12 protein-coding genes and 1 tRNA gene are annotated in these 13007 nt (G+C 68.9%); 5 read left to right on the top strand and 8 right to left on the bottom strand.

Annotation, left to right across the window (positions count from 1 at the left end; translation table 11 throughout):
• Positions 1–532, bottom strand: a 532-nt coding sequence (tsaB, locus tag G7B71_RS08020; protein ID WP_166039674.1) for a tRNA (adenosine(37)-N6)-threonylcarbamoyltransferase complex dimerization subunit type 1 TsaB, incomplete at its 3' end; no start/stop codon positions are given.
• A 124-nt stretch (positions 533–656) separates the two neighbouring features.
• Positions 657–1226, bottom strand: a complete 570-nt coding sequence (locus G7B71_RS08015; RefSeq protein ID WP_166039672.1) for a NifU family protein — start codon at positions 1224–1226, stop codon at positions 657–659.
• 65 nt (positions 1227–1291) lie between these two features.
• Here G7B71_RS08015 and G7B71_RS08010 point away from each other — a divergent pair, with 65 nt between their 5' ends.
• The 3 genes from G7B71_RS08010 to G7B71_RS08000 all read left to right on the top strand — a co-directional run bounded on the left by G7B71_RS08010 (position 1292) and on the right by G7B71_RS08000 (position 3778).
• A complete protein-coding gene (locus G7B71_RS08010) occupies positions 1292–1837 on the top strand; it encodes a hypothetical protein (protein WP_166039669.1) in 546 nt (181 codons plus the stop codon).
• A 66-nt stretch (positions 1838–1903) separates the two neighbouring features.
• Entirely contained in the window at positions 1904–2851 is a 948-nt protein-coding gene (locus tag G7B71_RS08005) for an energy transducer TonB (protein ID WP_166039667.1), read from the top strand.
• A gap of 126 nt (positions 2852–2977) precedes the next feature.
• Positions 2978–3778 (top strand): energy transducer TonB, encoded by an 801-nt coding sequence (locus G7B71_RS08000; protein ID WP_166039665.1) that lies wholly within the window; start codon positions 2978–2980, stop codon positions 3776–3778.
• Here the strand turns inward: G7B71_RS08000 and G7B71_RS07995 are convergent.
• From G7B71_RS07995 to G7B71_RS07985, 3 genes are all read right to left on the bottom strand, one after another.
• The gene (locus G7B71_RS07995) at positions 3775–4446 is read right to left on the bottom strand and encodes a glutathione S-transferase family protein (RefSeq protein WP_166039663.1); all 672 of its coding nucleotides are present in this window, start codon (positions 4444–4446) and stop codon (positions 3775–3777) included. The two genes, G7B71_RS08000 and G7B71_RS07995, sit on opposite strands and share 4 nt — an antisense overlap.
• Before the next feature lie 70 nt (positions 4447–4516).
• On the bottom strand, positions 4517–5002 hold the full coding sequence (locus G7B71_RS07990) for a hypothetical protein (RefSeq protein WP_166039661.1): 486 nt from the start codon (positions 5000–5002) through the stop codon (positions 4517–4519).
• A 104-nt stretch (positions 5003–5106) separates the two neighbouring features.
• On the bottom strand, positions 5107–5916 hold the full coding sequence (locus G7B71_RS07985) for an undecaprenyl-diphosphate phosphatase (RefSeq protein ID WP_166039659.1): 810 nt from the start codon (positions 5914–5916) through the stop codon (positions 5107–5109).
• Positions 5917–6062: 146 nt separating this feature from the next.
• Here G7B71_RS07985 and G7B71_RS07980 point away from each other — a divergent pair, with 146 nt between their 5' ends.
• Positions 6063–7268 (top strand): HD-GYP domain-containing protein, encoded by a 1206-nt coding sequence (locus G7B71_RS07980; RefSeq protein ID WP_166039657.1) that lies wholly within the window; start codon positions 6063–6065, stop codon positions 7266–7268.
• 7 nt (positions 7269–7275) lie between these two features.
• On the opposite strand, the gene G7B71_RS07975 is transcribed toward G7B71_RS07980, so the two are convergent.
• Positions 7276–8226 carry a complex I NDUFA9 subunit family protein gene (locus tag G7B71_RS07975; protein ID WP_166039655.1) on the bottom strand — a complete coding sequence of 317 codons (951 nt, stop codon included), beginning with the start codon at positions 8224–8226 and terminating at the stop codon, positions 7276–7278.
• A 111-nt stretch (positions 8227–8337) separates the two neighbouring features.
• On the opposite strand from G7B71_RS07975, the gene G7B71_RS07970 reads away from it, so the two are divergent.
• Positions 8338–8424: transfer RNA gene (locus tag G7B71_RS07970), tRNA-Leu, on the top strand.
• A gap of 74 nt (positions 8425–8498) precedes the next feature.
• Here G7B71_RS07970 and lysA read toward each other — a convergent pair.
• Positions 8499–9770 carry a diaminopimelate decarboxylase gene (lysA, locus tag G7B71_RS07965; protein ID WP_166039653.1) on the bottom strand — a complete coding sequence of 424 codons (1272 nt, stop codon included), beginning with the start codon at positions 9768–9770 and terminating at the stop codon, positions 8499–8501.
• Between the two features lie 95 nt (positions 9771–9865).
• Positions 9866–12856 (bottom strand): TonB-dependent receptor, encoded by a 2991-nt coding sequence (locus G7B71_RS07960; RefSeq protein ID WP_243406157.1) that lies wholly within the window; start codon positions 12854–12856, stop codon positions 9866–9868.
• Between the last annotated feature and the right edge of the window lie 151 nt (positions 12857–13007).

Here is a 13007-nt window from a genome sequence, read left to right as displayed (position 1 = left end):
CCTCGGCGGCGCGGGGCAGGAGGTCGACGGCCTCGCCGCGGCCGCGCGCGGCGACCAGCTGCGCCGCGCCGGAGCCGACCACGAGATCGGCCTTGATAACGGCAGCGGCGGCCTCGGGCGGAAGCGATCTGAGATCGTCGGTCGGCTCGAGCGTCGCACCGCCGAAGCTTTGCACGAAAAGCTCGCCATGTCCTCCCTGGATCGCCGCCGCCACGGGCACTCCGGGCCGGTCGGCCATGGCGGCGAGCAGGGCGGGCGCGGCATAGCCGGCGATCGGCACGCTCCAGCCGATCGCGAGGCCCTGCGCCGCGGCGAGACCGACGCGCAGGCCGGTGAAACTGCCGGGACCGCAATCGACCAGGACGGCGTCGGGGATGCGGCCGTCGAGCAGCTCGGCGATCAACGGCACGAGCCGCTCGGCATGGCCTCGGCCGACCACTTCATGCGCCTCGGCGACCACGGCGCCGCCCGCATCGATCAGCGCCGCCGAGCAGGCCGCGCTGACGCTGTCGATGACGAGAGTGACGTGCATAAGCTTCCCTAACCCGCTCGCCCTGAGCTTGTCGAAGGGCCGTCCTTCTTCATGCTACTCAAGAGGAGAAAGGGCGGGGCTTCGACAGGCTCAGCCCGAACGGTTCGTCCGCGGCGCAGAATGCTCAAACCGCCTGGACGGCCTCGACCTCGGGGACATAATGTTTGAGCAGGCTCTCGATGCCCTGCTTCAGAGTCATCGTCGAGGACGGGCAGCCCGAGCAGGCGCCGTGCAGGGCGAGAAAGACGGTGCCGTCCTTGAAGCCGCGATAGACGATGTCGCCGCCGTCGCGCGCCACCGCGGGGCGGACCCGGGTGTCGATCAGCTCGCGGATCTGCGCGACGACCTCGGGATCGGCGCCGCTGTCATCGATCTCCTCGGGAGCGATGAAGATGTCGGCGGCGCTGCCGGCGGTGAACAGCGGCGCGCCGCTGGCGAAATGGTCGAGCAGCACCTCCAGCACCTGCGGCTTCAGCGCGCGCCACTCGACGCCCGGCGCCGCGGTCACCGAGATGAAGTCGCGGCCGAAGAACACGCCCTCGACGTCGCCGATCGAGAAGATCGCGGCGGCGAGCGGCGACGCCGCGGCGTCCTCGTAGGACGCGAAGTCGCGAGTCCCCGAGTCCATCACTGCACGGCCGGGCAGAAACTTGAGGGTGGCCGGGTTCGGCGTCGGTTCAGTCTGGATCAGCATGACGCTCATGTGGTCTATGGCCGGCGCTCGATCAAGCGCGCGGCCGGTGGGAAAAGGATGAATTCGTGACAGCAGCTTTGCTCCTTGCACTGGCGATCGCGCAAGCGCAGCCGCAGCCGGCCACTTCGGTGCCGGCGCGCCCGTCGCTGCCGTTCGAAAGCGGCGACGTGCGGGTGGTCAACCGCGCCGACGGCGCCGGCGAGGCGGACTGCCGAGTCGCCGCGACGTCGGACCTTATGCGGGCCTATGGCGAGGCCACCTGCCGGCGGCTGGTCAGCCCGTGGCCGGGGCGGGCCGTCGCGGCGCCGGTACGGGAATCGACGATGGTGATCGGGATCGCCGCCGGCGACAGCGCGCTGCCCGAACCGAGCGGCCGCGGCGCCGTCGCCGTCGACCAGGAGGCCGAAGTCACGATCGCGGCGGACGGCTCGGTCAGCCAGTGCTGGCCGCTGCGCGAGACAAGCGCGGCGCCGATGAGCGAGCGGGCGCGGATCTGCGGCGGGCTGATGCGCGAAGGACCGGGCCTGTTCGCCGCGGCAACCGAGGCGGAGCGCCGGGCGCGCGTGCGCATCACCTACTTCAGCTGGGACGCCGGGCGCGCGGCCAACTAGGCCCGCCCGCCGCGCTTGGCATCGCGCGCGAACCCGGGCAGTGTGGGGACAGGGGGGATCGACCGAATGATGAGCAGTCTCATTGCTTTGGCCGCGGCGCAGGCCGCGGTCCAGCCGCCGGCGCCGCCGATCATGGTGGTCCCGTCGCCGCCGCCGATCAGAGTGGTGACGCCGCCGCCGCTCCTCATTCCGGTTCCGCCGCGGCCGACACCGCCGCCGCCGGCGCCCCCGTCCGGAGTCGCCGCGACTCCGGCCCGCCAGGTCAGCGGGCAGATCACGTCCGACGACTATCCCGCCGCCGCCATCCGCGCGGAGCAGCAGGGTTCGGTCAGGATCCGCTTCGTCGTCGGCGCGGACGGCCGGGCGAGCGCCTGCGAGGTGGCCGAAAGCTCGGGCAGCGCGGCGCTCGACTCCGCCTCGTGCCAGCTGACCGTCCGGCGCTTCCGCTTCCGGCCCGCGACCCGCGACGGCGTGCCGGTCCAGAGCATGGCGACTCGCCGCATCACCTGGCGGCTGCCGGAAGAGCCGGTCATCCAGTTCGCGCAGGGCCGCTTCACCTGGGCGGTCACGGCGTCGCCGGACGGCACCACCGCCTGCACGCTCAGCCTCGACGGCACCACGTTCCGCGAATTCGACGAGGACAATTGCGACGTGCCCGCTGACGCGTGGCTGGTCGACGAGGGAATGCTGGATCCGGGACATCCGCCGGTCCGCGTCACCCAAATCCTGTCGCTGCTCCCGCAGGGCGAGTTGCTGACCTTACCGCGGCTCGCCGGCACGCCCTTCTGGGAGGAAGTCGCCGAGCTCGAGATCGCGCCGGACGGCCGAGTGACGAGCTGCGCGCCGGCGTCGCAGATCGGCGAGGTGCCCGACTATGCCGACGGGCGCTTCCAGCCGTTGTGCGAGCGCCTGACGGCTTTGCGATATTTCTCACCAGCCGCCGACGGCGCCGTGCGCCGCGCGCGGATGCAGTCGGCGCTCTACGTCGAAGTGCTCCAGCCCGAGCGCCGCTGATCCCTTCCCTGCAATGGAGGGGGTAGGGGTGGGCAGCACTGGGGAGGCTCGACGTCGGAAGCGCTGCGAGCCACGGCTATCATAGCTTCCTTGTCAGGAACCGTTTCGTCTCGATAGGTTATGACTGTGACTTTGCTCTCGCTCCTTGCGCTCCTGACGACTCAACAGGAGACGCCGCCGCGGCTGGTGGCGGGTTCGATCTCGAACGACGACTATCCGACCGAAGCCATCCAAGCCGGGGAATCCGGAACGGTTGCGGCCACCTTGACGATCAGCGCCGAGGGGCGAGTGACCGACTGCCGAGTCACCGCCTCGTCGGGCAGCGCGGCGCTGGATTCATCGACATGCCGTGCAGCCATCGAACGCTATGTGTTCGAGCCCGCGCGTAATTCCCAAGGGATCCCGGTGGCCTCCACCTACGCGCATCGAGTTCGCTGGCAGCTTCCCGAAGAGTGGCAAGGTCCGTTCCGCGCTTTCAACGTCGTGGCGGCGGCGCGCGTCCACGACGGGCTGCTGCTCGACTGTTCAATCGGCCCGGTCGGCGCACCGCGCTCGAGACTGCCGGCCTGCGACGAATGGTTCGGGCAGTCGACGGAGTGGGCGCGCCGCCGGGGCGATGTCGAGGACCTGACTCAGCTCCTCGCATTCGCGCCCGAAGGATCCGCACCGGTCCAGGCCGATCCGGCCTGGGGACCAATTGTCGTTCTGGCCCGTGCCTTGGTCACGATCGACGTGGAAGGACGGATTGCCGGTTGCGATCGCTTTCCCGATCACATCGCAGCCGATGCGCGCGGGGTTAGCACCGGCGATCCATGCAGTTTGAGCGGCGGACGCGGAAGGCCAGCCTTCGAACCGGCGGCCGATGGCGCGGCGAGGCGCGGCGAAGTGGTCATCGCCACTTTCGCCAACCGATCGCTCCGCCCCTAGAAATCCACCTTGTCGTAATGGGCGGGCGGGGTGATCACTTCCATTCGCTCGGCGAGGAGCGGGCGGAAGCTGGGGCGCGACTTCATGACGCCGTACCAGTCGACCGTCTGCTTGTGCCCGCGCCAGTCGACTCCGCCGAGATAGTCGGCGACGGAGAGATGCGCGGCGGCGGCAAGGTCGGCCAGGGTCAGCAGCGGCCCGGCGAGCCAGCGGCGGTGGTCGAGCAGATAGTCGAGATAGTCGAGGTGGGCGTTGCACGCCCTCATCGCCTCGCGCAGCACCTTGGTATCGGGTGCCTCGCGCTTTACCAGCCGCTTGCGCATCCGCTCCTCGAGCAGCGGCCCGACGACGTCGGCGTAGAGCTGCTCGTCGAGCCAGGCGACGAGTCGGCGGATCTCGGCGCGGTCGGTGGCGGGACCCGGGATCATCGGCACCGCGTCGACCGTCTCCTCGAAATAGTCGCAGATCGCCCGGCTATCGATGAGGACGATGCCGCGGTCGCTCTCGACCATCACCGGCGTGCGCCCGGCGGGGTTGAGGTCGACGAACTCGTCGCGCCGCTCCCACGGAGATTCGCGGACCAGTTCGAACGGGACGCCTTTCTCGGTCAGCATCAGCCGGACTTTGCGCGAGAAAGGGCAGAGCGGGAATTGGAAGAGCTGCCACATTGCGCCGCCTTCTTAGCGGACAAGTGGGCGGCGTCTACCGGCTGCGGGCGTTAACGACCGGTCGCGGGACTCACTCGTCGTCCCAATCCTCGTCGTCGCGATCGTCGGGGTAATTGCGGTCCGGCCCGCGCGGTACGTTGCGCATGGCGCCCTCGATGCTTCGCGACATCTCCTCGATGCTGCGCTGGAGCTGCGGAGCGACGGTGGCGAAGGCGCCGGCCATCTGCTCGAGGCCCTCGGCCGCACCATGGACTCCTGCGCGCACGCGCTGGTCGAAATAGGGATCGTCGCGGCGGCCCATGTCGCCCAGCGTCCGGCCGGGCCGGCCATAGTCCGGGTTGCGCCGCTGCGGGTCGGCCGCATCCATGATCGGTCCGACGTCGATGGTCAGCAAGGCGCCGATCATCCGGTCCATCGCGCCGGTCATTTCCCGAATCTCGCCGGGGCCCGGCAGGGCAGCGCGAATGTCGCGCTCGTCGAGCGGGCGCGGCTCGGGCTGAGCGACGGCGGGGGCGGCCAACAGGGCCGCGGCGGCGAGCGTGAGGGCAATGCGCATACAGGCCTCCTTGGCTGCGCAGGTCGCTCCCTAAATGCCTGAAACGGCTGGTTCGTTCAATGATTCGGCGGGCAAGCCGCCGCGCTCTCCGGACGTTCCGGCGTTTAAGCGGCGCTGAGCCAGGCGAGGGCGCCAAGGCCGGCGACAATACGATACCAGGCGAACGGCGCGAAGCCGTAGCGCGAGACGATGCCGATGAACGCCTTGATGACCACTACGGCGACCACGAACGACACCGCGAAGCCGACGCCGATCAGGCCCCAGTCGACGCCCGCCGAGGCGATCTCGTCCAGATTGCGGGCGAGGACGATCGTGGTCGCGCCCATCATCGTCGGGACCGCGAGGAAGAAGCTGAACTCGGCGGCGGTGCGCCGCTCGACGCCGAGGGTGAGGGCGCCCATGATCGTCGCGCCCGAGCGGCTGACCCCGGGGATCATCGACAGGCACTGGAAAATGCCGATCTTGAGCGCGGTGCGCGCCGGCATCGCGGCGACCCCGGGCTCGATGTCGGCCGGCTTCACGTAGCGCTCGATCAAGAGGATCGCGATTCCGCCGAGCACCAGGGTGATGCAGACAACCTCGGCATTCTCCAGCAGCGCCTCGATATTGTCGATGAACAGGACGCCGAGCACCGCCGACGGCAGGAAGCCCAGTGCGACGTTGCGGACGAAGTGCCACGAGGTTGGCTCGGCGCGGAACATGCCCGCCATCACCGCCCAGAAGGTGCGCCAGTAGAGCACGATCACCGCAAGGATCGCGCCCAGCTGGATGACGACGTTGAAGATCGCCCAGTCGGCGGCGTCGTAGCCGAGCAGCTCCGACGCGAGGATGAGGTGACCGGTCGAGGAGACCGGGATGAACTCGGTCAGGCCTTCGACGATGCCGAGGATGATGGCGGTAAGCAGGACACTCATGAAGGCGGCGCTCTAGCGGCGGCGGGCGGGAGGGGTCCAGCGATTTTCCTGGATTTGAGAGCTCCTGTTTACGGCTCGCAAAGGGTTCGGGCGTACCTGTCGTGGCTGGGGCGAGGCGTTTCAACGTATTTCGGAGTAGGGGGCTCATGCTCAAGCGCGTACCGGCCAAGTCTTTGCGGCTCGGCATGTTCATCCACGCCCCCGACGGCTCCTGGATGGACCATCCCGAGTGGAAGACCCAGTTCCTGCTCACCGACGAGGGCGAGCTGGAGCGACTTCGCGAGGGCAAGTCCATCTTCATCATCGACACCGACAAGGGCGCCGACGCGCTGCTGGGCGGCGGGCCGCGCCGCAGCGGCTTCGGCAAGCGCCAGGTGCCGGTTGCCGCGTGCAGCGCCGAGGAAGAGTTCAGCCGGGTAGAGGCGATCACCAAACGCGCCGGCAAAAGCGTCGGCGAGATCCTCAAGCAGGCCCGTCTAGGCAAGGCGGTCGACGTCGCCCTGACCGTTCCGGTGATCGAGGACCTGACCAGCTCGATCGATCGCAACGCGTCGGCCCTGGTTAGCTTCGTCCGGCTGAAGGACGCCGACGAATATACCTATCTCCATTCGGTCGCGGTCTGCGCGCTGATGATCAACCTCGGCCGCCAGCTCCTGTTCGACGAATCGGAGATCGGCGAGCTGGCGACGGCGGGCCTGCTCATGCACGTCGGCAAAACCGCGTTGCCGGTCGAATTGCTGACCAAGCCATCGAGCCTGACCGCGCAGGAGATGGCGCTGGTCCGCCAGCACCCGATCCGGGGCTATGAGATATTGAGCCGCGCCAAGGGCGTTTCGGACGTGGTTCTGGACGTCTGCAAGCACCATCACGAGCAGATCGACGGGCATGGCTATCCCTATGGCCTGCGCGGCGACGCGATCAGCCTTCACGCGCGTATGGCGGCGGTCTGCAACGTCTACGACGCGCGGACCTCCAACCGCCCGTACAAGCAGGCCGAGGAGCCGGCCGAGGTCCTGTCGGACATGTTCAAGGCCAAGCACCAGTTCGACGAATCCGTGCTGTCGGCCTTCATCCGGAGCGTCGGCATCTACCCGATCGGCAGCCTCGTGCGGCTGAAGTCGGGCCGCCTCGCGGTGGTCGTCGAGCAGAACGAGGAAAATCTCACCAGGCCCCTGGTGCGAGTCTTCTACTCGGCCGCGAAGCGTGCTGGCCTTCCCTATCAGGACATCGACCTGGCCACCGACGGCGGCGACGAGATACTGTCGCGCGAGCGGCCGGAGCGCTGGGGCTTCAACGGCTGGGACCGGCTATGGGCCCAGATCCTGCGCGGCCACCAGCTGCAGGCGGCCTGAGGGCTTCCTAGTAAGGCTGCTTCACAGCGAAGCGGCCGCCGCGGCGATAAGGCCGCAGCCAGGTCTCGGCGAGCGCGGCGAGCGGCTCCGGACGGATCCCGAACGCCTCGAAGCCGGGCAGGTCGCCGCTGGCGACGTTCGGCCGTTGAAGCATCTTCCACTGGTCGCTGGTGATCGGCGCGCCCGGCAGCCAGCCGGTCAGGGCGGCGATCATGCCGCTGACCGAGTCCGGCACCGGGACCATCGCCTTGCCGGCGCGCCCGGTCACTTCGCAGATGATGCGATTGAGCTCCGCCATGGTCATGACCTGCGGGCCGGCCAGCTCATAGGTCTTGCCGCCATGAAGATCGGGGTGGAGCGCCGCGGCGGCGATCGCTCGGCCGAGATCGGCGACATAGACCGGCTGGAACTTGGCATCGCCGCCGATCACCGGAAGCAGCGGCATTTGCCGCGCCATCGCGGCGAAGCGGTTGGTGAAATTGTCCTCGGGCCCGAACACCACCGACGGGCGGACGATCGTCGCGCCGGGGAAGGCGGCGCGCACCGCCGCCTCGCCTTCACCCTTGGAGCGGCCGTAGCGGCTGTTGCTGTCGGTGGATGCGCCGATCGCGGAGACGTGGACCAGCGCGCGCGCGCCGGCCGCGGCGGCCGCCTCGGCGACATTGCGGGCACCGTCGACGTGGAAGCCCTGGAAATCGCCCTTCAGGATGCCGACCAGGTTGATGACCGCGCTGGCGCCCGCGACGGCGCGCTCGACGCTGTCGCGCTTGCGGATGTCGGCGCGGACGAACTGGAACTGGCCGAGCCAGCCGAGCGGCTGGAGGAAATGGGCGTGGCGCGGCTCGCGCTCGGCGATGCGGACCCGCCAGCCGCTTTTGACGAGGTGCTGGACGACATAGCGGCCAATGAAGCCGCTTCCGCCGAACACGGTGACGAGGCTTTCGGAGCGATCGATCATGCGGGCGCATTGGCCCGCTTGCGGCGTGAAGGCAAGTCGGGTCGCGGGGCCGTTGACATTAGTTTTCGCCGCCCCTAGTTCGCGCCGCCTACCGACTGTTTTCGACCCCGTGCCCAGGTGGCGGAATTGGTAGACGCACCAGCTTCAGGTGCTGGCGCTCGCAAGGGCGTGGAGGTTCGAGTCCTCTCCTGGGCACCATTTTTTTTCCGGGTCGGGCCGGGCGCGCGGGATGCGGCATCCTCCGGCGCCGGCGGCAATGCTCTTCGATCGGCTCAGTCTCGCCGCTCGAGCCAGGGCGGCAGGGTCTCGTCGCGCAGGAACGCGTCGACGTCGCGCCGCTCGCGAACCACCGCCCACTCCGCGCCGTCGACCAGCACCTCGGGTGCCAGCGGTCGCGAATTGTACGTGCCGGCCATGGTCGCCGCATAGGCGCCGGCGGTGCGGATGATCATCAGGTCGCCGGCTTCGACCCGCTCCATCGAACGCGACGTGGCGAAGGTGTCGCCGGTCTCGCAGATCGGGCCGACGACGTCGGCGACCACCCGCTCGCGCTTCGGCGCGACCGCGTCGATCGCGTGCCAGGCGTCGTAGAGGGTCGGCCGCATGAGGTCGTTCATCGCCGCGTCGAGGATGACGAACGGATATTTGGGCCCCGGCTTCACCCGGATCACCTCGGTGAGCAGGGCGCCCGCCTCGCCGACGATCAGCCGGCCAGGCTCGAAGATCAGCCGAACCTTCCAGTCCCGGGTCGCCCGGGCGACCATCGCGCCATAATCGTTCGGGCTGGGCGGCGGCGGCAACGACGGATCGTAGCGGATGCCGAGGCCGCCGCCGAGATCCGCGGTGCGGATGGCATGCCCCTGTGCGCGCAGCTCGGCGATCATCGCGCCGACCTTGGCGAACGCGGCTTCCAGCGGCGCGAGGCTGGTCAGCTGGCTGCCGATGTGGACGGCGAGGCCCTGCAGCGCGAGGCCGGGCAGGTCGCGGACCCGGGCGCAGGCGGCGGGGGCCTGGTCGATCGGGATTCCGAACTTGTTGTGCGCGGCGCCGGTCGAGATCTTGGCATGAGAGCCGGCCTCGACGTCGGGATTGACTCGGAACGCCACCGGGGCGGTCCGTCCCATCGCCGTGGCGACGTCCGATAGCATCTCCGCCTCGGGGAGCGACTCCAGATTGAACTGGCACAGGCCGCCGGCGAGCGCCTCGCGCATCTCGGCCGCGGTCTTGCCGACGCCTGAGAAGACGATCCGGTCGGCGGGGATGCCGGCGGCGCGGGCGCGGCGATATTCGCCGATCGAGACCACGTCGGCGCCGAGGCCCTCGGCTGCGAGGGTGGTCAGCAGGGCGGCGTTCGGATTGGCCTTGACGGCGTAGGCGATGAGGGGATCGTCAAGCGCGGCCAGGGCCGCGCGAAGCTCGCGCGCCTGGCTCCGCATCTTGCTGCTCGAATAGACGAAGACCGGGGTGCCGACCTCCCGCGCGATCAGCGGCAGCGGCACGTCCTCGCAGTGGATGGCGCCGTCTCGAAGGGGGAAGGGTTCCATCACTGGCGCTCCTGGGGCCGGCGCGCCCGACGCGGGCCCGTCAAAAATGCAAAAGCCGCGGCCACCAGGGCCGCGGCTTCGCAAGGGTCGCTTGGTCAGCGCAGCTGCAGGCGCATGCCGACGCGGAAGGCGCGGCCGAGCAGGTCGCTGTAGGTGCTGTTCGCCGCGAGCCCGGTTTCCGGGAGGATGATCGGGTCCGCGTCGAACACATTGGTGACGTTCACGAAGAACTCGCCGTCGCCCCGGTTCAGCGCGTCGAACTTCGCGGTGAAGTTGAAATCGACGTAGAACGTCCCCGAGACCTGGTTGCTCTCATAGGTCGGCGCCTGCGGCGTCGAGATCGGGCAGCCGGTCTGGCACTCGATGCCGTTGGCGACATATTTGCCGTCGCTGACTCCGCGCGCCACGCCGGTGATGGTGAAGCCCGGCGTGTCATAGGCGGCGGCGACACGGTAGATCCAGGTCGGCGTGCTGTACTGGCCGCCGTTGGCGCCGACCGTGTTCACCGGCACGGTCCCGGGGATTCCGGTGTCGACCGTGTTCTCGATGTAGCGGGTCGCCACGCCGCGCAGCGTGAAGTTGCCGTCGGCATTGGTGAAGACCCGGTCCAGCGGCATGCGGTAAGAGGCGTCGAAGTCGATGCCCCGCACCACCCGGCTCGCGAAGTTGAACGGGCGCGTCTGGATGATCAGGTAGGGCTGGCCCGGCGCCGACCGCACCGGATCCTCGGTGATCGCGTCGCAGAAGTCCTGCCGCCCCTCGAAGCAGCGATTGACGATTTCCTGAGCGCTGAGCGTGTCAATGGCATCGCTCAGCTCGATGTTGAAATAGTCGACCGAGGCGTTGAAGCCGGGCAGGAAGCGCGGCGAAACGACCGCGCCGACATTCCACGAATCGGCTTCCTCGGGGCGCAGGTTGGGATTGCCGGTGGCGAAGCCCGAATAGCCGAACGTCGCCGGTCCATTCGCCCCGTCGGGGGTGAACGCCGGGTTGCGAACCGCGTCGCTGTTCGCCGTGCCGGCCTGGAACAGCTCGTTGAGGTTGGGCGCTCGGATGTCGCGCGACCGCGTGGCGCGGAAGCGGATATCGTCGATCGGCTGCCAGGTGGCGCCCGCGCGCCACGTCGTCACATAGCCCGCGGTCGAATATTCGGTGGCGCGGACCGCGCCGTTGAACTCGATTCCGAGGCCGAGCGGCACGACCGCCTCGAGATAGGCCTCGGCCACGTCGTAGCGGCCGTTGGTCGGCAGGTAGTTGCCGACCGACCAGCGGTTGGTCGTGGTTCCGTTCGCGTTGATGACGGGCTGGAACTCCTCGGGCACGAAGCCGCGGATCTTCTCCTCGCGATATTCGCCGCCGACCGCGACGGTGACGTCGCCGGCCCAGGTCGCGAACGGCGTGAACGACAAGTTGGCGCCGGCGACGATCTGCTCGACCGTCTCGTCACGGAAGGGATCGCCGAGCACGTAGGGGATGGCCGCCGGATTGACGACTCCGAGTCCGAGACGGTTGATCGGCACGCAGCCCGGGTCGTTGTTGTTCGGGTTGGCGTCGACGTTGATCCGGCAGACGATCGGGCTGGAGGTGTCGCCCGGAACTGAGAACACCGCGTCGGTCGCCTGAGCCATGCGTTGCAGGTGCATGATGTTGCGCAGCTGTTCATGCAGTTCGGCGCGGCCATACTGGGCGTAGACGTCCCACGCGGCGCGGTCGCCGAACATGTCGAAATCGCCCTGGGCGCCGACCACGTAGCGCTGCACCTCGCGCTCGTTGTTGGAGGCACGGAAGGGGAGGTCGGCCGCGGTCGTCGCGAGCGTCACCGTGTTGATGCCAACGAGCGAGCGCCCGTTGGCGTTGAACGCGTTGATCAGGAAGGCGTTGTCGCGCTGGAGCGTGATTCCGGTCTGGAGGTTCGGGCCGGCGTTGAAGAACACTTCCTGCCAATTGTAGGAGCCTTCGGCGAACAGCTCGATGCCGTCGGCGACCTCGAAGCTGAGCCGGCCGTAGACGCCGTGCCGGTCGTCCTCCGGGTCGAGGCCGATGCGGCGGCCGGAATCGTTGACCTGCCAGGAGCCGCCCTGGGTCAGCGACGGCGCGGCGGACCCGGTCGGCGACGGGAAGGTCAGAGCGCCGTACTGGTATTGAAGGATCTGCCCGGCCGAGCCGAAATAGAGGCCGCGCAGGCCGTTCGCGGTGAGGCCGCTGCCGGCGAGCACGCTGTTGCCGGTGATGAGGCCGCCGGGCGTCGAGTTCGCCGCGCCGACCATGCGGCGGATCAGGAATTGCGGGGTGGTGCTGGCCGAGGTCCAGGTGGGGTCCTGGATGCGCACGAAGCCGGTGTGGTTCCAGTCGCGGTCGACCTCGAAGATGCCGTCGCGGTGCGCGACCTCGGCGCTGACCAGAAGGTGGCCGCGGCCGTCGGCGAACGACAGGCCGCCGGCGAAGCCCGCCGAATAGTTGAACCCGTCGCCATGGGTGGTGATGCCGATGTCGCCCTGAGTCCTCAGGCCCTCGAAATCATGGTCGAGGATGAAGTTGACGACGCCGCCGACGGCGTCGGAGCCGTAGGTCGCTGACGCGCCGCCGGTGACCACCTCGACTCGGTCGATGAGCAGCTGCGGGATGGTGTTGACGTCGACCAGGCCGGTCACGGTCGAGGCGACCGAGCGGCGGCCGTCGAACAGCACGAGAGTGCGGACCTCGCCGAGGTTGCGCAGGTTGAGCGCGTTGATGCCCGCCTGGCCGCTGCTGAGGTTGAGGCGCGAGTTCGACGGCCGGGTCGACCCGGCGAGCGACGGCAGCTGGTTGACGAAGTCGGCGACGTTGTTGGTCGGGGACGAGTTCTGGATGTCTTCCTGGGTGTGGACGCTGAGCGGCGTCGGCGCCTGGTAGCCGTCGCGCACCACGCGGGTGCCGGTGACGACGACGGTATCGTCGTCCTGCGCGGTCGCCGCCTGCGCTTCCGCCGGCGCGTTGGCCGGCTGGGTCGCGCCGGCGTCGGTGGTCTGCGCGAACGCGACTCCCGGCAGCGCAAGCGCCAGACCGGCGAAGGCGGTTCCCGAAAAAAGCGCCTTTTTCAGTGACATGGAAGCCAGCATGTGAATAATCCCCCTGGGGCGTGAGCCAGCCAGTATTAAGTGCCAAGAATGGCATGGCCGGCCATAGTTTCTGTTGGCCGAGCCATAACCTGCCGCCATTGTGCGCATAAATACCGTGCGTCTGCGGTCGGCATGCCGC

This window comes from Sphingosinicella sp. YJ22 (assembly GCF_011320075.1).
In the GTDB taxonomy this organism is placed as follows: Bacteria; Pseudomonadota; Alphaproteobacteria; order Sphingomonadales; family Sphingomonadaceae; genus Allosphingosinicella.
The sequence above is the reverse complement of the archived record's forward strand: the minus strand, read 5'-3'. Positions and strand labels throughout refer to the sequence as shown.

Bases quoted from the DNA above. Each gene is read 5' to 3' on its own strand.
- G7B71_RS08015 (WP_166039672.1), bottom strand. From the start codon at position 1,226: ATGCTGATCCAGACTGAACCGACGCCGAACCCGGCCACCCTCAAGTTT.
- G7B71_RS08005 (WP_166039667.1), top strand. From the start codon at position 1,904: ATGATGAGCAGTCTCATTGCTTTGGCCGCGGCGCAGGCCGCGGTCCAG.
- G7B71_RS07995 (WP_166039663.1), bottom strand. From the start codon at position 4,446: ATGTGGCAGCTCTTCCAATTCCCGCTCTGCCCTTTCTCGCGCAAAGTC.
- G7B71_RS07990 (WP_166039661.1), bottom strand. From the start codon at position 5,002: ATGCGCATTGCCCTCACGCTCGCCGCCGCGGCCCTGTTGGCCGCCCCC.
- G7B71_RS07985 (WP_166039659.1), bottom strand. From the start codon at position 5,916: ATGAGTGTCCTGCTTACCGCCATCATCCTCGGCATCGTCGAAGGCCTG.
- G7B71_RS07980 (WP_166039657.1), top strand. From the start codon at position 6,063: ATGCTCAAGCGCGTACCGGCCAAGTCTTTGCGGCTCGGCATGTTCATC.
- G7B71_RS07975 (WP_166039655.1), bottom strand. From the start codon at position 8,226: ATGATCGATCGCTCCGAAAGCCTCGTCACCGTGTTCGGCGGAAGCGGC.
- lysA (WP_166039653.1), bottom strand. From the start codon at position 9,770: ATGGAACCCTTCCCCCTTCGAGACGGCGCCATCCACTGCGAGGACGTG.
- G7B71_RS07960 (WP_243406157.1), bottom strand. From the start codon at position 12,856: ATGTCACTGAAAAAGGCGCTTTTTTCGGGAACCGCCTTCGCCGGTCTG.